This window comes from Psychrobacter immobilis (assembly GCF_904846285.1).
Classification (GTDB): domain Bacteria; phylum Pseudomonadota; class Gammaproteobacteria; order Pseudomonadales; family Moraxellaceae; genus Psychrobacter; species Psychrobacter immobilis_D.
The window spans coordinates 146,504-163,786 of the sequence record NZ_CAJHAD010000003.1 but is presented as its reverse complement, the minus strand read 5'-3'; the positions used below and the strand labels follow the sequence as shown (position 1 = coordinate 163,786).

Sequence of the window (17,283 nt, the reverse complement as noted above, 5' to 3'; positions counted from 1 at the left end):
CGTAATTACTAGTGATATCAATACAAAACGCTGCTTAGTCAGCGTTTCGTGCCTTGTGTAAATTGCTTGTTTAAGCGGTCGCTTTCGCGTACTCTATGCGACCGCTATATAGTAGGCGTTATTGCTGCGTTATTCATATATAATAACGCTATCTATGTAGTCGATTCATTTTAGAATTTATATCTGTAGCACGTGGCTATTCATATATTAATATTATTTCCAATTGACTATATTCGTTGTTATCTAATTTTATCGTTTTATTTTTATAATTTATTTAAATTCGCGGTCAAGTGCAGCTATTCATCTTTATGATAAGAGTAAGCGTGCTGTCCGCCATTGTGCCCTTCACTGAGAGTAACCCATGAGTATCAAGCCTGTGGTCGCCTTAATTGGTCGTCCAAACGTCGGTAAATCAACCTTATTTAACCAGTTCACTAAAAGTCGGCAGGCATTGGTTGCTGATTTGTCAGGGCTGACTCGTGATCGTCAATACGGTGATGCAACCTATGAAGACAAATCTTTCATCGTTGTAGACACCGGTGGTATTGGTGAAGCGGATGATGGTAGCGGTAACATTGATGATTATATGTCGGAGCAGTCGCATACTGCCATTCATGAAGCTGATATTATCGTTTTTGTGGTCGACGCCCGTGCCGGTATGATTGGTGCCGATGCTGAGATTGGCAAGTTCTTGCATACCCTTGGTAAGCCTGTTTATGTTGTCGCTAATAAAGTGGATGGCGCGCACGATGCCGCGCCTGCAGAATTTTATGCCTTAGGATTGGGCGAGCCGTATCCGATGGCAGCCAGTCATGGTCGCGGTGTTGGTAACTTGTTAGAAGTTCTGACCGCTGATATGCCAACACAAGAAAACGTTGTCGAGCCAAAAGGCTTAAAGCTGGCTATTATTGGTCGTCCAAACGTTGGTAAATCAACGCTGGTTAACCGCCTATTGGGTGAAGACCGTGTGGTGGTATTTGATATGCCGGGTACCACGCGTGACAGTATTTATATTCCTTATACACGTGAAGGTAGAGACTACGTTTTAATCGATACCGCCGGTGTGCGTCGCCGTGGCAGAATCGATGAAAAGGTAGAGAAATTCTCAGTCATTAAAACCTTGCAAGCAATCGACGATTCTAACGTCACGGTCATTGTGATTGATGCCCAAGAAGGTATCGTCGACCAAGATTTACATATGATTGGTTATGCGCTTGATGCTGGTCGTGCCTTGGTAGTCGCCATCAATAAATGGGATGGTCTCACTGCAGATCAAAAGAACTATATCAAGATTGAGATGGATCGCCGTTTCAACTTTATCTCTTATGTAAAAGTCCATCAAATCTCAGCATTGCACGGTACTGGGGTGGGTAACTTATATCCTTCTATTTTGCGTGCTTATCAGTCGTCGATGTTTGAGGTGTCAACCAACCGTTTGACGCAAATTTTACAAGATGCTGTTGCTGCCAACCCGCCACCAACGGTTGCTGGTCGCCGTATCAAGCTACGTTTTGCGCATATTGGTGGTCATAATCCACCAGTAATTGTTATTCATGGTAACCAAACGTCTTCGCTACCAAAGAGCTATCAGCGCTATCTTGAAAACCAATTCCGTCAAGTATTTAAGCTTGAGGGTACGCCGCTAAATGTTATCTTTAAACAAAACGATAATCCATACGCCAATAAAAGCGACACGCCAACCAAAGCAAAAGCGCAGCAGCTACGCCAACGTGAACGCAATCGTGCGCAAAAATTTACCACCAAAGATAAGCCGAGATTTACCAATAAAGATAAAAAGCGTTAATTTTACGAGATAGTGACCGTCTTTATATTTTTTAGCAAATAAAGACCATTTTATTTTATCTTTACTATTTTTCTATCCTTGCTTTTCTGTAATATAATTTGCCATGATAACTATACGAGTTGTCATGGCATTTTTTAATTTAACACATTCTTAAGTTACATTAAAATGTCGCATTGCGCTTATTACCCCTATAATATGCTTATACTATAATGACATGTTGTTTTAACTCAGTTGAGTGATATGAACAGCCGCCCAACAAAAACCCTTACCATGCTTATTTGGCAGTCTATCATGCAGACCATGATTTTGGCTGTATTGGCAGGTTTTCTATTGTCTTTTGTTTATGGTTTGGTGCAACATTATAAAGAAGTGCGTCAGCATACTCAGCAATTGGCGAACTTACTAACCATTAGTGCGGCGAGCGCAGATGGCGACGAAGTAGTCGCTGAGCAAGTACGCTTTTTGTTAGAAAATGAGCAGAATATTGAAAGTATTTTGTTTTATTCAACCTCGCAGCCTATTGTCGATAGAAATTTATCTACAGATGATTGGATGAATGCGCTATTTGCTAATACCGTTAGTTTTAATTATCCAGTCATTGGATATTATACTAATGGCAATAGCACGCTATCTATGGCTAGTGATAATGCCAAATTTAAAACCAACACCAACCAGCAGACAGCTAGCGCTCTGCCAGATGTTACGCTTCAAGAAACCCCGCCAAGTGAGTTAAGTACGGATGATACTTTAGTAGGCTATATAAATATCACCTTAGATGTGACGGCGCTGCGTGCAAACTGGCTGCAACGCAATCTATGGTTATGGGTGATGACGACAGTATTAGCGATTATTTGGGCGTTGTTTATTTTGCGCAAATTGAATTGGCCGTCCAAAGATATTGCGGTGCTGAATGAAGTCTGTGACATTGTTATTAAAAACCCTGAGCTTGAGCAGTTACCAGCGATTCCGCAGCGCTTTAAGTTTCAAGAGTTGGTGCAAATTAAACAGGCGTTTACGATTTTATTCAATCGTTTGCAACAATCAAAACAAGATTATGAAGCACTCGCGGTTTTCGAGCAGCAATTGCATCAAAAAGATGTATCGCTCGATTTGCAGCTGCATAACTTTCAAAGCATGATTACCCATGAGTTAAAAACCTCGCTTAATGCCATCGTTGGCGGCTTACAGTTGCTAGATGATGAACACGTTAATGATGAACAAAAAGATGCGATCGATATTATTCGCAATGGTAGTGATAAATTAGTTTTAGCTTTGAATCAAATCATTCAGCTTAACCAGATTCAAAAAGGGCAGATTAGCCTACAAAAAAATGCGTTTAATCCACTACAATTAATTGCTGACCTGTTGGCAGAATTTGAACCTATTGCCAGTCAAAAAGCTTTGGCACTGGTTAGCCATATCCATCATATTGATTATAGCCTTGAAGGTGATGCCGAAAAAATCCAGCAAATATTATCGATACTGCTGAGCAATGCGATTAAGTTTACCCCAGTTGGGCAGGTGAGCCTTACTTCGCAATTGACCCATTTCGATCATAGTAATCGCTGGCAGATTCGGATAAAAGATACAGGTATCGGCATTGATAGCAGCTTTATAGAAGATATCTTTAATCCATTTTTTCAAGTAGATTCATCACAAACTCGCCAGTATGAAGGGACAGGTATTGGTTTGCCTGTCGTTAAGCAAATGGCGCAGTTAATGGGCGCTAGTATTGATGTTGATAGTACGCTTGGCGTAGGGACGGAGTTTATTGTTACCATTCCGCTGTCCACTCAACGCCAATCACGCCAGCAGCATCTGCTTGCGGGGCTGGTTATCATCTATTACTACTACCAAGATAGTGGCGCTTTGGTAGATGAATTGCAGCGTTTGGGCGCACACGTCATCTGCTATCAACATGAACAGCTGATTATTGATGAGATGACGCATAGAAAAGTTGATATGGTCATGTTTGCTGAAGATATATTCCCAGACAAGGCTGAAGCATTAGCAAGACGTATACGTGCCTCTGAGACCGACTATCGGGCTTTATTGGTATTCTGGTATCCACAGCAGCGAGCCCGATATTTAGACAGCTTTGAGCATGGATTAAAAGCAGCTGGGGTGGATTACTGTCAAGTAGCGACCTATGAAGATAAAGCGCTCAGCAATTTATTAAAGAGCTTGCTTGCTTGGTCTTAATGATGGCGGTAGGTACGAACATAGTGATAAGAATAGACAAATAAAAAAGACGCCTTTTGATGGGCGTCTTTTTTTATACTAAAATTGCTAATAACTGCTATGTAATGACAAATAATTCTTGAAGTAAATTATTGAATCAATTACTTAAAATAAGTTTTGTGCCCAGCGTGTAAAACGTTGCCAGATACGGCTCATAAAGCCTGATTGTTCGATATCGCTCGTGGCTACGATAGGCACAGAGGCAACCGCTTTACCATCAATAACGGCCATCATTTTGCCAATTTCTTGACCTTTTTTGATAGGCGCTTCTAAGCTTTCAGGAATATCAACCACGGTGGTGATTTTATTTTTTTGCGTTTTATCGGTCAGGATTTGTAAGCTATCACCAGTTGCAAGCTCTACTTCTTTCACTTCACCAAACCATACGGGTACTTTACTAACAAACTGCCCAGCAGGTGCTTTAGTGACGGTAGTAAAATGACCAAAACCCCAGTTGAGTAACTCACGTGATTGATCGGCACGGGCTTGCTGGCTTTCTGTACCCATGATCACAGAAATCAGGCGCATATCTTCGCGCTTACTTGAGGCTGCTAGGCAATAGCCTGCTGCATCAGTATGACCCGTTTTTAAGCCATCAACAGTAGGGTCAGTCGCTAACAGAGCGTTACGGTTACCTTGGGTAATACCGTTATAAGTGAACTCTTTTTCCGAATAAAGACCGTAATAGTCGCCACTGTTTTTGATAATGGCGCGTGACAGTTTCGCTAAATCTAACGCTGATGCTTGGTGACCTTCGTCTGGCATACCGGTAGAGTTAACAAAATGGGTGTTTTTCATCCCAAGCTTTTCAGCCTGCTCATTCATCAAGATAGCAAATGAGGCTTCGCTACCCGCGATATGCTCAGCCATCGCTTTTGAGGCATCGTTGCCTGATTGAATGATGATACCACGTAGCATATCGATGACACTGGCGGTTTTATTGACCGGCACATACATACAAGACTGACTGCTACTGCCGCGGCACCATGCACTTGGGCTCATTAAAACTTGTTCGTCTTCCTTGAGGTCACCTGATGCTAAGCGCTGCTCGATGATATAACTGGTCATCATCTTGGTCAAAGACGCTGGTGGTAGTGCTTGATTGGCATTTTTTTGTGCCAATATTTCACCAGTATTATAGTCCATTAATACATAAGCCGTATTTTCCATCACAGGTGGCTGTATGGCTGCGCTCGCCATCACTGCACTCATAGAAACACTGACACCAACTATCAGCTGTACTAGCTGTTTTTTTACACGCTTTACTGTCATAGATTGTTACACCGCATCATAAAACCAAATGTATCTACCGCTCATTTCTCGTACTAAATCTCAAGGCTAATCTGTCGTAACATATTTTAAAGCTGACTCTAAAACCAAGATTTAAAACAGATTTTTCATAAGAATCGCGATAACCAAGCGATGGACATAAAATTAACGCCTTATCTTAGCAAAATGCCGACCGATGGGGAATCGATAAATACAATAAAATAGAGCGCGCCCAAAAACAATAAATCGTTATGATAAAACATCGCTATATAGCAGGCTAAAAGAGTGCTTAAGCACAGTTTATATTTCGATAAATGAATACTTTTTTAACTGCCACAAAAAAGCCTGCTGTCCCATCTACGCTAAGCAGACCAGATGACAGCAAGCTTCATGTTTTCTATGAGCTTAATGTTTAAGCTTATAGTTTATTAATTGGTTAGTTTTGTTCATTATTCTAAAAACAACAGCTTAAACATGATACTAGTAGTGATTTTATTTTGATTATTATAGATGACTAATATTGTTCACGTTATAGACTGCTGATTTTTACTTATACCAATACTTTTAAAGAGGGCTATTTAAGAGGTTTTTTGACCATAGCCTTTAAAATTAACTTTTAAGAGTATTCAGCATTCGCCAAATCTTCACATAAGGCTTTGTTGTCTTGTTTTGAGAAGCCCATTGTCCAACTGCGAATACCTTGCAATATCTGGCGATAATCTTGCTGAGTAGATAGATATTGAATCGCTGCTTTCGGGTCTTCTAACGATGGCATCAACTCATGTAGCTGGACGTTATAAGATTTATAAAAGCGCTGTTTTTGTTTACCAGTTAACATCGGTGGACATATCTCTGACAGTACCTGCATCACAGCAATCTCATGCTTAGTGATGTTGACACCAGATAAATCCAGCGGAATCGTCGTTGCCGAATTAGAGGCGGCATTGGTCGCTTGAGACAGCATAGCAACAGACGTTATCAGTCCTGCCAGACCTACTTTTGAGGCGGTCTTCGCTATCACAGAAGCTATAGATAATATCGATTGATTATTCATTCAGTATCACACTCGCTTGTCTTTGTTTGATGGTGCTATGTTAATGGGTAAAAAAACAAAAGTCACATAAAATATTGATTTATGTGTAGATATATTGTGAGCTAAACCACGTTTACAGAAACATAGCAGTATTATAGAGTGCTAAGTTACCTCAGCATAAAAGTATAAGCTGATAATGTTGTACCTTGTTGCCTACTGTAACCTCAGCGCAGTATTTTTACGCTAAAAACTGCTCATTATTGGCGGCAAAAAACTGCTAATAAAACTAACTGTGGAGAAAGTCAGAGCGAAGTACTGGGTTCGTCTCTGTCTAGTATTAGGGTATAATCGCCCAAAATATTATGTGGCCTAGCGGTGACTTTTGTGCCGATAACTGGTACTAACAGTTTTTATCTATATTTTTTATTTGTGTTCTGGCACTAATTTTTCACCTCTGATATTAACGTGTGGCTACTGCTTATTTTTTACTTATAGCAATTGCATCTTTAATAATAAAACCCTTATGCAGAATGTGGATTATAGCAACTTTACGACAAAAAAGTGAATAAGTAGACAGACGGTCATTAATAACCGTATTAAGTAGAATTGAGTAAAAATGAAAATTTTAATAAGTAATGACGATGGGGTGCATGCTCCAGGGTTATTGGCACTTTATCAGGCATTGTCTACTATCGCAGAAGTGGTGGTGGTTGCGCCAAGCAATGAGCAAAGCGGCTGCGCAAGCTCTCTAAGTATCTCAACGCCGTTATATACCCATGAGCTGGAGTCTGGGTTTATTGCAGTTAATGGCTCACCGGCTGATTGTGTGTATTTGGCGTTACATGAACTCTATCGTCATACCGATTTTGACTGTGTGATTACCGGTATTAATTCAGGCGCCAATCTCGGTCAGGACATTTTATTTTCTGGCACATTTGGCGCGGCACTAACTGCGCAGCTTTTTGGCTTACCAGCAATTGCTACCTCTTTAGTGGGCGGTGGAACAAAAGGCACAGGTCAAGCACAAGCCAGTCATTATCAAATGGCGGCAAATGAAATTGTCAAATTATTGACGGAAACTCCGATATTAGATGCTTGCAAAAATTTGCCCTATCATGTATTAAACGTTAATATTCCTGATGTTGATAGCAACGCTGTGATTAAAGGTCGAAAAATAACAGCGTTAAGTCATAGTCAGATTGCACGTCCTGTGCATCATGTGGTCGACCCACGTGGCCGCGATGCTTATTGGTTATCGCTACGCAAACGTCAACGTACATTATCAAGTGGGCTATCAAGTGAGCTATCAACGGAAAATGAAAACACTCAATTATCGGCAATAGAAATGATGGATGACCAAGCGGTGGCAGCAGGGTATATTAGTCTATCGCCTGTGCGTCTGCATCATACGCCAACCGAAACCCTTGATATGCTCTCGGCGTTGGTGCTGTAAATTGATTGGTTCATCCATAGTGATGTTTGTCAGTGCTTAAAATCGCTAATAAACCCTTTATTATCCAATGATTAATCATGGTATCTAAGACATTAAATGTTATAACCGTTAGCAAAATGCTTGTGAGTAACACAAGGAGTTTGTGAGCAACATAAAGAATAGGAAATCTTGTATGAAGAAGCTTATTGTTGGATCGCGCTTGGCAACAGTGGCCTTGATGGGTACGTTGACAGTAGCCACATTGACGATGGTCGGCTGTGCCACCAAGCCTACTTATCAAGCAGGTAGCCAAGCTGGACCTAAAATTATTACTAACGGACAAGGTGTTCCCAATTATCATCGTGTACAGCGCGGTGATACGGTCAGCCAAATCGCGGCGCGCTATCGTTTGAACTATCGCCAAATCGGCGCACTAAATGGCTTAGATAGTAAATATACGATTTATAGCGGTCAATGGCTCAAATTATGGCAAGGCGAGCCAGTACGCGCCGCCAATAACAACAGTTATAACGCCTCTACACCAACGCAAGCGCAGCCGACCTATACGCCGCCTGTGAGCAATACGCCTAATTATTCTCAAAATCCTGTTTATGAAGTGACGGCTAATGCCACCTCAGGTTATGAATATCCGAGTCGCAACCAAGTGATCCGCAACTTTGATGCCGCTGCCGGTAACATGGGCATGTTGTTTGCTGGCACCATGGGCGATCCGGTGCTTGCTAGTCAATCAGGAACCGTGCTTTATTCAGGTAATGGCCTGCCAGAGTATGGCAACCTGATTATGATTCGTCATAGTGATAACTATATTACTGCCTATGCGCATAACAGCGCCTTGTTGGTCAAAGAAGGTGACGCGGTGCAGCGCGGTCAGCGTATTGCAAATATGGGTAATAGCGGTCAGACCAATCAAGTCGGCTTGGAGTTCCAAGTACGCTTAAATGGCAATCCTATCGACCCGCGTGCGGTACTGGGTCGTTAAAAAAAGCTCATTAAAAAAAGACAGTAAAAAGAAATTAATAAAGGCGTTAAAAAGGACGTTAACTCTGTGGCAGCTTTTATAATAATTTAGCTATGTTGATTATTATTAAAGCTGCGCCTATCAAGCTACTTTGCTTATTCATACTTGAGATATCTTATGTTATTAAAAAAACAATATATGGCTTTGTTTCCCGCCTTAGTCATGGTTGGCTGTACCAGCCAACAGGCGATGCAAAAGCCTAGTACACCTGTACGCCAAGGCAATGTACAAATTACTCAGACCCAAACCATCCAGGTGAAGCCAGTACCAGTCGTTAAACCCATACCTGTTCCCAAGCCAAGCTATAACAGTTTTTCTGATTGGAAATCTGATTTTTCCATGCGCGCCATTGCATCGGGTCACGATGCCTCGACGGTGCGTCGTTTACTTGATACGGCATATTTAAACCAACAAGTTATTTCGCTTGATTCAGGACAGCCAGAATTTTCTAAGATGCCTTGGGAATATGTGGATTCTGCCGTATCAGATGGCCGCGTTAGTACAGGTAAGCGTAAATTTGCCGAGCAGCGGGCGTTTTTATCGCAATTACAATCGCAGTATGGCGTCAATGCAGAAATCGTTGCCGCGATCTGGGGTATGGAGTCCTCATACGGTGTGGTAACGGGCAATAGTAGTATACCAAGCTCGCTTGCCAGCCTCGCTTATGACGGTCGTCGTCAAGAGTTTGCTGAAACCCAATTATTATCATTAGCAACGTTATTACAGCGCGGTGATGCTTCTTGGTCACAGCTCGATGGCTCTTGGGCAGGTGGTATGGGTCAGACGCAGTTTATCCCTGATACGTGGCTTAAGCATGGCGTTGATGGCGATGGTAATGGTCACCGCAACCCATGGTCGACGGGTGATGCTTTGGCGTCTACTGCTAACTACCTAAGTAATTCAGGTTGGGTGCGTGGTCTTGCGCCGTTTTATGAAGCGATTGTTCCATCATCATTTGACTATTCATTGGTGGGTACCAAGCAACCTGCGGCTAGATGGGCATCTATGGGTGTCGATACCATCGCTGATGTGTCCTTAGACGGTAATACTCAAATGGAGTTATGGCTGCCAGCGGGTAAAGATGGTCCAGTATTGCTACTTAGCCCAAACTTTGATGTCATCAAGGTTTATAACAATTCATCAAACTATGCCCTTGGTGTGAGCTTATTGGGTAAAGCGCTCGCCGGTCAAAGTGGATTACAAAAATCATGGCCGCGCTATGAGCGTCCATTATCAACGGCACAGGTCCGTAATTTGCAGCAGCGTTTGACCAGCTCAGGTTATGATACCAAAGGTGCTGATGGTATCGTCGGTACCAATACTCGATTGGCATTCCAGCGCTGGCAAACAGATAATGGCCAAGCGCCAGATGGTTTTATCACTCAGCGTAGTGCGTCTTCATTGGCAGGATGGTGAGACAGATTCAAGTCGTTCTTTTTAGATAATCGCTATTTTCAACGATGGTTCTTGGAATGATTATTTGAAATCGAACAAATATTTTTATTGTACCCCATAAGTTAATATAGCTTATGGGGTAATTTTATATATACAGTAATTAGATAATATTCACTCTAGCGACTCTCATCAGGGCGCTTAATACTATCAGGGCTAGCTTCATAAACAGAATCTAATTCTGCTTCCGTCAGATATTTTTCTACCGTAGGGTATAACTCTCGCTCTTCAAATCGAATATGGTCGTATAATAGGCTGCCAAGCTCATGAACTTGTGCCACTGTGACATCTTTAGTGCCAGATTTTTGTGATTGTTCGACCGTATTCATCAGTTGATGTAATTGCTTATGCTGTCCATCAAGGGTTTCGAGTACTGACGCTACATCCGGTTGAGTAGCGCGGTAGGGCTCTAAGGCATTAGTGATTAAGTTGTCTTCAATTTCGAAGTGATACTGCATGTCGTTAATATAGGAGGTGAGATTGTGCCAATGTTTGGTAATATCTTCGGGTTCATCCAAGCTTACTTTCGCATGGCGAGACAGATTAAGCCCAAGATGATGCTGGCGTGACATTGGTTGCAACTGATTGGTGCGTTTCATAATTAAATACCTTAATATTTCAAAATGTCATGATTGATTAATTATTTGGAGTGATGTTTTATGTTCAACTATCTACTAATCCTGCACCTACTTGGCGCAGCAATTTGGACAGGTGGTCATTTAATACTAGCACTAGTGGTGCTGCCAAAAGTGCTATCTTCACGTAATTTAGACGCATTGTTACAATTTGAGGGACAGTTTGAAAAAATCGGTATGCCAGCATTGGCCATTCAAATCATTACTGGTCTATGGATGGCACATAGAATATTACCCAATGTAGGTATGTGGTTTGCCTTTGATAATGACATTAGCGTATTGATTGGTATGAAGCTGATATTATTATTGCTGACGGCTATGGTCGCTATGCATGCACGTTTTTGGGTAATACCACGCTTATCTACCAACAACTTGAATGGGTTTGCCATTAATATTATTTTGGTGACGCTATTTTCAGTGGCATTCGTTGTGGTCGGTACGTTGTTCCGTACGGGATTTTGATGAGTAGCGATTTATAAGCTAAAAAAATACCTAAGCAAGAAAGTAGCAAATGGCCTGGAATAGCACCAAGTCGTTTTTAGATAAAGTGATAAGTAGCAGTTAATAGCTGATAAAAATAAACAAGCACAAAAAAACCTCAAGTAAACAAATACTTGAGGTTGAAACTTTGTACTTAATAATATAATTAAAACTAAGTTTTAAATATGGCGCAGCGGACGGGACTCGAACCCGCGACCCCCGGCGTGACAGGCCGGTATTCTAACCAACTGAACTACCGCTGCTGAGGTCGTTTTAGTTTATTTAGCCACTTAGCTTACTACTTAAGAGTAAAACTATACTAGATAGTGGTGGGTGATGACGGATTCGAACCGCCGACATTCTGCGTGTAAGGCAGACGCTCTACCAACTGAGCTAATCACCCTGAGAACCGTTCTTAGGTTCTTGATGGAAGTCTCTTAAAAAAGAATTCCTGAAAGTTTTAACATTCAAAGTTGTCACCCTTTGAATAACTTTCAACAGAAGAGAACTAACTAAAGCCTCGCTCTGTGGGTGTGTATTATATACATTTACACATGGCTGTCAAATATTATTTCATGTATTTTACAAATACTGGTTAATAGTCTTCATCTACAGTCAAATTAAGTAGGAAGCAGGGTAATTATTAGACGATGTAGCCGCTACATAGTTGGCTATTGCGTGCTAGCTAAAAGCTACTATACTGATAATGCTTTTTGCATGTAGCTAACTAACAAAGCGTCTACTTAGTAAGACAGCTGGCTAATAAATAGGTAAATAGTTTGAGTGATATAGGTTCATGGAGGCGAGCATAGATAATTTTAAGATAGACGCCCTTTCTATTGAAGACTACTTTACGACATGGTCGTTAGGAGACTTTGCTGGATTGGGTTTGGTATTGCACGTGATTCTTATGATAGTCATGACCCTGCGTATCGTCTCGGTGCAGCGTAATATCGGGGTGTCGATTGCCTGGGTTGCCGTGCTCTATACTTTACCTGTGGTTGGCTTTATCGCTTACATCTTATTGGGTGAGCCGATGATCGGGCGGCGTTATCGTGCGCGCATGAATCAGGCGCGGCTACTGATGAATGATATGGCTAAGCGTGAGCAAATGGTTTTTGATGAAGGACAAGAGCTGCTGCCTGATAATTATCGCGGGGTCAGTAAAATAGGTACCCGCTGGACAGGGTTTGGGGTATTTGCCGACCATCAAATGCAATTGTTGACCACACCGAGTGCTATCTTTGGTCGGTTAATAGAAGATATTAATACCGCCCAGCGCATTATCCTGATGGAGTTTTATATTGTTTATCCAAAAGGTCAGATACTCGAGGTCATGGACGCGTTGATGGCAGCGGTGCAGCGCGGTGTAGAGTGTCATATTTTGGCAGATAGTGTGGGAAGTTTTAGCTTTTTTAATAGCAAACAGCACCGTATGTTAGAAGAAGCTGGGGTTTTTGTGCATCAGTCGCTGCCGGTGGGTTTATTTAAGACCCTATTTAAGCGCTCAGATTTGCGTAATCACCGTAAAATTATCGCCATTGACGAACATATCGGTTATATCGGTAGCTTTAACTTGGTTGACCCAAAGTTTTTTAAACAAAACAAAAATGTCGGTCAATGGATTGATGTGGCAATACGCAGCACCAGCCAAGAGCCGATGAATATTGCCACGGCGATGGCGAAAGTGGTGGTGACCGATATTGGGGCGGAAAATAAAGACAATCTAGATGCACTCAATCACCGCGTGAATACCTATACCCGTAAACTCTATGTCATGCATCCGACCATCAATGATATCAATAGCCGCGTCAAAGTGTTAGATGAGCTTAGCGACACTGATGAATCACCCGAGATTGGCTCGACATCGATTGTGATACCGCGTATGCCAGTCGTCGAGGATGTGCTGGCACAGCTGATACCTTCAGCACCGCAAGTGACGGCGCATGTTATTTATAATACGTTGGTGACGGTGATACATCGCGCCAATAAACGCATTCGCATTACCACGCCGTATTTTGTTCCCGATGAAGCTTTATCAGGGGCGTTGACTACGGCGGCCAAACGCGGGGTTGAGGTCACAATCATTGTGCCCGAAAAGGTAGATTCGTTTTTGGTGCAGCACGCCTCGCAAGCGTATTATCAAGAGCTGCTTGAGGCAGGAGTGACCATTGCTTTATTCAAAGGTGGGCTGCTACACGCTAAGACGGTGGTCATTGACGATGATTACTGTCTGTTTGGCACGGTAAATATTGATATGCGCAGTTTTTATTTGAATATGGAGGTCAGCTTAGCGATTTATACGCCAGAGATGGTCGCTCAGGTCGATGATTGCCAAGAGGTTTACTTGCAAAGCTGTCGTTTTTTAAGCTTAGAAGAATGGAAAGAGCGCCACGGGGCAGAACGCTTATTTGATAATGTGGTGCGCTTATTTAGTCCTTTATTGTAGCGCTTTCGATTTTCAGTTAAGGTAAACTACTTATTTTTAGTATCATCTCATTTATGTAATCACTTTTATTATTTTTTGAAACATTATTATTTGAAATGTTGGTTTTTAAAACGCTCAATTTTTAAAGGATAGGCTTGCCTTATGTCTGCATCGCCCTTAACGCCCCTTGATTATATCGCAGCAGGCTATTGGCAAGATTTCTTAGCTGGCCGTCCTGTCGCCGGCGGCATGGCTTATGAAGCTGAATTGCATCAATGTAAACTCGATGAGTCGCTGGTAAGTTTACAGCGTATAGATACCTTGTTGTCACAGATACGCCGTGACATGATAAAGTCGGGCACGTGGAATGAGGCGGCGCTATTAATAGATGAGCGTTATCGTAATTTTATGGTGTTTTTAGCATTTTATGCAGGACGAGTATTGGCACAGCAGTGGCAGAATACACCGCATTGGTTTGGTGACTTTGAGCTACGTAAGCGCTATTCTGCTTTGCCGCTGCTGACCAATGACTTTTATCAGCATATGGCCGTGGTCTATCGCGATGATATTGAGGCTACTGATAAGCCTAATACGACTGCCTCGCTATTTTTTGCCTTAGAGCCGATAGGTCTGCGGCTGTTTGGTCATATTGATCGACCGTTTCAAGCGGTGCAAGGTGGTCAGGTAGCAAGCGGGCTATACCAAGCAGTTAGCGCAAGACGGCCAAACGCCATTGCTAATAGCCATACACTACCCGTAGATAACGCGCAATCTGCCGATAAAAACGTGACTGAAGCAGTAGCGCCTCAGCATAGTAGGCAAGACATTCAGACAGATATTGTTAATAATGATTCTGATAACGAGCTTCAAGCAACACATGAACCTATTAAAACAGACAACATATTAGCAAAAGCTAATTCATCAACGGCTTCATTAACTGTTCCATTAGAAGTCCCTTTAACAGAAACTGCGCCAGTAGAATCTTTACAAGCAACATTAAAAGAAGTAGCAGTAAAACCACTGATAAAACAAGCGCCAACCCCAGAAATTTTTAACCAGTTGCTCACAGAGCTTGATGAAATAGAGGTGCCGCAAACCGCTGGCAAAACAGAATATGAGCAAGCTTGTAAAGTTTTAGATCAATTTGAGCAGCATATCGCTAAACAAGAGAAACCTCGCGCGCAAGTCATTTTTTCACAGCCGCACCGGGCAGCAAAGCAGCAAGCCCTAGCAAAATTGCAAGACGCTGCTCATGCGGGTCATAGCGCTGCGATGCTACGTTTGGCGATGTACGAACTACTTGGCGAAGGGGTAAATACGGATAAAGTGGCTGGTATGGAAGCAGGCGTTGAATGGGTGAAGCAAGCGGCTAGCAAAAACGACAGCCGTGCCCAGCGATTATTAAGTAAGCTCTACTATCAAGGCTTTGGCGTGCCGCAAGATATGACCAATGGAAAATATTGGCTTGAGCAGGCGGCGCAAAACGGTCATGAAGAAGCGGCAAGCTTGGTCAGTCAGTGGCAGCAAGCGCAAACGTTAATCAGTACACAAAAACAAGAGCAGCATAGCCTTAAACGTTATCAGCTATTATTTGCGGTGATTATTGTCGTCGCTATATTAATCTTTATTATTGTCTAAGCGATTATTTCAAATTCGGATTTTTAAAATCTGACTTTTAAATTCTTGTTTCTAATAACGGGTGCTTAAAAACTATTGTTTAGCATTAAATTCAGGTAGAATTGGCGCGCTTTTTATCGCCACTTCTTATCGTCCAATCCATTACTAATCTGGGCTTCTTCATGCCATCTTCTGATAATTCCTTACCTTCTTTTGATAAGTCGACTCAGCCCATACAAAGCCGAGCTGTTTATAAACCCCCTGTTTATTATCAGGTGACGATTGGTTTGCTAAAACCGCTATATCGTCTGCAAGTATGGCACCGCTCGCATAAGCGCGACAATTATCAGCAAGAAGTGGAGCAGCGTTTTGGTAAGCGCTATCCTGCGCCGCCCGTGCCTAATGCAAATATTCAGGGTAGGACGGTAGATTCTCAATCTGCTGCGAAAACTGAAGACAATGTCAATAATCAAAATGGCAATGGCAAAAAAGTCATCTGGTGCCATGCGGTGTCTTTAGGCGAGACCAATACCGTCGCGCCTTTGCTTGATGCGCTATTGGAAAAAGGCTATCAGATATGGTTGACCAATACCACGCAGACAGGATATGCGCGCGGTGCCAGTCGCTTTGCCGATGATATTGCCCAAGGTCGTTTGAGTCATAGCTACGTTCCAGTCGACAGTCCTGCGGTGATTGAGACGTTTTTGGCGCATGTGCAACCCGTTGCCGCAATGTTTGTAGAAACCGAGCTTTGGGCAAATATCTTAACCAAATTATCCGAGCATCATATCCCAAGTATTTTGATTAATGGTCGGCTATCGGCTGCTTCTTTTAAAAGTTATCAAAAAATTGGTGCGGTCAGTGCCAGTATGATGAAAAACCTGAGTTTGATTATTGCGCAGGATAATGAATCGGCAAAACGCTTTCGGCAATTGGGAGCTCATAGTGCGCAAATACGCGTGGCAGGCTCGCTAAAATGGGTGATTAATACGCCTAAGCTCAATGATAATAACGGTGCCCAAGAATTTGAAATAGCTAATGATGTCGAAGATTTAGGCGTATCAGGTCGCCCGATTTGGGTAGCAGCAAGCACGCATAGCGGCGAAGAAGATAGAGTATTATCATGGCAGCAGCAAATCCTATCTAATCCTTTATTAGCTAATACCTTGCTGATTATCGTGCCAAGACATCCAGAACGCTTCGATGAGGTAGCAGAACTGACTGAAAAGTCAGGATTGGCAATGGCGCGACGTAGTGACGTACTGGCTGTTAACCCCGATACTATTGATTGCGACCCTATTAATCCGGATACTATAGACGAGCATACGATTCAGCCAAATACCCACGTTTATTTGGCTGATAGTATGGGTGAATTAATGCGCTGGTATGCGCTTGCAGATGTGGCATTGGTAGGCGGCTCATTAGTGGATGTTGGGGGGCATAATCCGGTTGAGCCAGCAAGTGTAGCAACGCCGGTATTGATGGGTGCTTATACTCAGTCTTGCCAAAGCGTGGTTGATAAGCTCGCTAGCGTCGGGGCGTTATATCAACCACATAATGCATTTTATAGCGCTATTGGTACGGATGGGCAGCTATCTCAGCAGCAAAAAATTGACAGTAATCTGCCATCTAGCGATGACGATAGTCTTCTTTATCAGCAGCTACAGTTTTGGCTTAGCCATTTGGCATTGGCAAAACAGGCAGGGCAAGCGGGTACAGAAATGACACAGCAGCAGCAAGCGGTATTGAATCGTCAGTTATCAATGATTGAAGATGTGATTCAGCAATACGCAAAACCATCTTTCAATCTAGAACTGAATCAAGACCTAAATCAAAAGCTGATATAAGTGACG

The 17,283-nt window shown here is 42.5% G+C and carries 12 protein-coding genes and 2 tRNA genes; 9 read left to right on the top strand and 5 right to left on the bottom strand.

The features are described from left to right. The first annotated feature begins 361 nt into the window (after positions 1-361). The gene (der, locus tag JMX13_RS03655) at positions 362-1,804 is read left to right on the top strand and encodes a ribosome biogenesis GTPase Der (protein ID WP_201546843.1); all 1,443 of its coding nucleotides are present in this window, start codon (positions 362-364) and stop codon (positions 1,802-1,804) included. 240 nt (positions 1,805-2,044) lie between these two features. Continuing rightward, positions 2,045-4,006 (top strand): sensor histidine kinase, encoded by a 1,962-nt coding sequence (locus JMX13_RS03650; protein WP_201609601.1) that lies wholly within the window; start codon positions 2,045-2,047, stop codon positions 4,004-4,006. Positions 4,007-4,150: 144 nt separating this feature from the next. On the opposite strand, the gene JMX13_RS03645 is transcribed toward JMX13_RS03650, so the two are convergent. Both JMX13_RS03645 and JMX13_RS03640 read right to left on the bottom strand, forming a co-directional pair. Next, positions 4,151-5,317, bottom strand: coding sequence for a D-alanyl-D-alanine carboxypeptidase family protein (locus tag JMX13_RS03645; RefSeq protein WP_201609599.1), 1,167 nt, complete (start codon positions 5,315-5,317; stop codon positions 4,151-4,153). A 613-nt stretch (positions 5,318-5,930) separates the two neighbouring features. Beyond that, positions 5,931-6,368 carry an MCR_0457 family protein gene (locus JMX13_RS03640; RefSeq protein ID WP_201609597.1) on the bottom strand — a complete coding sequence of 146 codons (438 nt, stop codon included), beginning with the start codon at positions 6,366-6,368 and terminating at the stop codon, positions 5,931-5,933. A 595-nt stretch (positions 6,369-6,963) separates the two neighbouring features. Between JMX13_RS03640 and surE the strand changes: the two genes are divergently transcribed. The 3 genes from surE (at position 6,964) to JMX13_RS03625 (ending at position 10,234) form a co-directional block, all read left to right on the top strand. Then, a complete protein-coding gene (surE, locus tag JMX13_RS03635; protein ID WP_201609595.1) occupies positions 6,964-7,800 on the top strand; it encodes a 5'/3'-nucleotidase SurE in 837 nt (278 codons plus the stop codon). Positions 7,801-7,972: 172 nt separating this feature from the next. After that, positions 7,973-8,779 (top strand): LysM peptidoglycan-binding domain-containing M23 family metallopeptidase, encoded by an 807-nt coding sequence (locus JMX13_RS03630; RefSeq protein ID WP_201609590.1) that lies wholly within the window; start codon positions 7,973-7,975, stop codon positions 8,777-8,779. Positions 8,780-8,935: 156 nt separating this feature from the next. Next, the gene (locus JMX13_RS03625) at positions 8,936-10,234 is read left to right on the top strand and encodes a lytic murein transglycosylase (protein ID WP_201609589.1); all 1,299 of its coding nucleotides are present in this window, start codon (positions 8,936-8,938) and stop codon (positions 10,232-10,234) included. Positions 10,235-10,389: 155 nt separating this feature from the next. On the opposite strand, the gene JMX13_RS03620 is transcribed toward JMX13_RS03625, so the two are convergent. Further along, positions 10,390-10,869 carry a hemerythrin domain-containing protein gene (locus tag JMX13_RS03620; RefSeq protein ID WP_201609588.1) on the bottom strand — a complete coding sequence of 160 codons (480 nt, stop codon included), beginning with the start codon at positions 10,867-10,869 and terminating at the stop codon, positions 10,390-10,392. 60 nt (positions 10,870-10,929) lie between these two features. Between JMX13_RS03620 and JMX13_RS03615 the strand changes: the two genes are divergently transcribed. Continuing rightward, the gene (locus JMX13_RS03615; RefSeq protein WP_201609587.1) at positions 10,930-11,367 is read left to right on the top strand and encodes a CopD family protein; all 438 of its coding nucleotides are present in this window, start codon (positions 10,930-10,932) and stop codon (positions 11,365-11,367) included. Between the two features lie 204 nt (positions 11,368-11,571). On the opposite strand, the gene JMX13_RS03610 is transcribed toward JMX13_RS03615, so the two are convergent. Together JMX13_RS03610 and JMX13_RS03605 are read right to left on the bottom strand one after the other, a co-directional pair. After that, positions 11,572-11,648, bottom strand: a tRNA-Asp gene (locus tag JMX13_RS03610). Positions 11,649-11,712: 64 nt separating this feature from the next. After that, a tRNA-Val gene (locus tag JMX13_RS03605) sits at positions 11,713-11,788 on the bottom strand. Positions 11,789-12,181: 393 nt separating this feature from the next. Between JMX13_RS03605 and JMX13_RS03600 the strand changes: the two genes are divergently transcribed. The 3 genes from JMX13_RS03600 to JMX13_RS03590 all read left to right on the top strand — a co-directional run bounded on the left by JMX13_RS03600 (position 12,182) and on the right by JMX13_RS03590 (position 17,277). Next, the gene (locus tag JMX13_RS03600) at positions 12,182-13,834 is read left to right on the top strand and encodes a cardiolipin synthase (RefSeq protein WP_201609586.1); all 1,653 of its coding nucleotides are present in this window, start codon (positions 12,182-12,184) and stop codon (positions 13,832-13,834) included. A gap of 141 nt (positions 13,835-13,975) precedes the next feature. After that, on the top strand, positions 13,976-15,451 hold the full coding sequence (locus JMX13_RS03595) for a tetratricopeptide repeat protein (protein WP_201609585.1): 1,476 nt from the start codon (positions 13,976-13,978) through the stop codon (positions 15,449-15,451). Between the two features lie 161 nt (positions 15,452-15,612). Beyond that, positions 15,613-17,277 carry a 3-deoxy-D-manno-octulosonic acid transferase gene (locus JMX13_RS03590; RefSeq protein WP_201609584.1) on the top strand — a complete coding sequence of 555 codons (1,665 nt, stop codon included), beginning with the start codon at positions 15,613-15,615 and terminating at the stop codon, positions 17,275-17,277. The last annotated feature ends 6 nt before the right edge of the window (positions 17,278-17,283 follow it).

Bases quoted from the DNA above. Each gene is read 5' to 3' on its own strand.
- surE (WP_201609595.1), top strand. From the start codon at position 6,964: ATGAAAATTTTAATAAGTAATGACGATGGGGTGCATGCTCCAGGGTTA.
- JMX13_RS03625 (WP_201609589.1), top strand. From the start codon at position 8,936: ATGTTATTAAAAAAACAATATATGGCTTTGTTTCCCGCCTTAGTCATG.
- JMX13_RS03620 (WP_201609588.1), bottom strand. From the start codon at position 10,869: ATGAAACGCACCAATCAGTTGCAACCAATGTCACGCCAGCATCATCTT.
- JMX13_RS03650 (WP_201609601.1), top strand. From the start codon at position 2,045: ATGAACAGCCGCCCAACAAAAACCCTTACCATGCTTATTTGGCAGTCT.
- JMX13_RS03645 (WP_201609599.1), bottom strand. From the start codon at position 5,317: ATGACAGTAAAGCGTGTAAAAAAACAGCTAGTACAGCTGATAGTTGGT.
- der (WP_201546843.1), top strand. From the start codon at position 362: ATGAGTATCAAGCCTGTGGTCGCCTTAATTGGTCGTCCAAACGTCGGT.
- JMX13_RS03600 (WP_201609586.1), top strand. From the start codon at position 12,182: ATGGAGGCGAGCATAGATAATTTTAAGATAGACGCCCTTTCTATTGAA.
- JMX13_RS03615 (WP_201609587.1), top strand. From the start codon at position 10,930: ATGTTCAACTATCTACTAATCCTGCACCTACTTGGCGCAGCAATTTGG.
- JMX13_RS03630 (WP_201609590.1), top strand. From the start codon at position 7,973: ATGAAGAAGCTTATTGTTGGATCGCGCTTGGCAACAGTGGCCTTGATG.
- JMX13_RS03640 (WP_201609597.1), bottom strand. From the start codon at position 6,368: ATGAATAATCAATCGATATTATCTATAGCTTCTGTGATAGCGAAGACC.
- JMX13_RS03595 (WP_201609585.1), top strand. From the start codon at position 13,976: ATGTCTGCATCGCCCTTAACGCCCCTTGATTATATCGCAGCAGGCTAT.
- JMX13_RS03590 (WP_201609584.1), top strand. From the start codon at position 15,613: ATGCCATCTTCTGATAATTCCTTACCTTCTTTTGATAAGTCGACTCAG.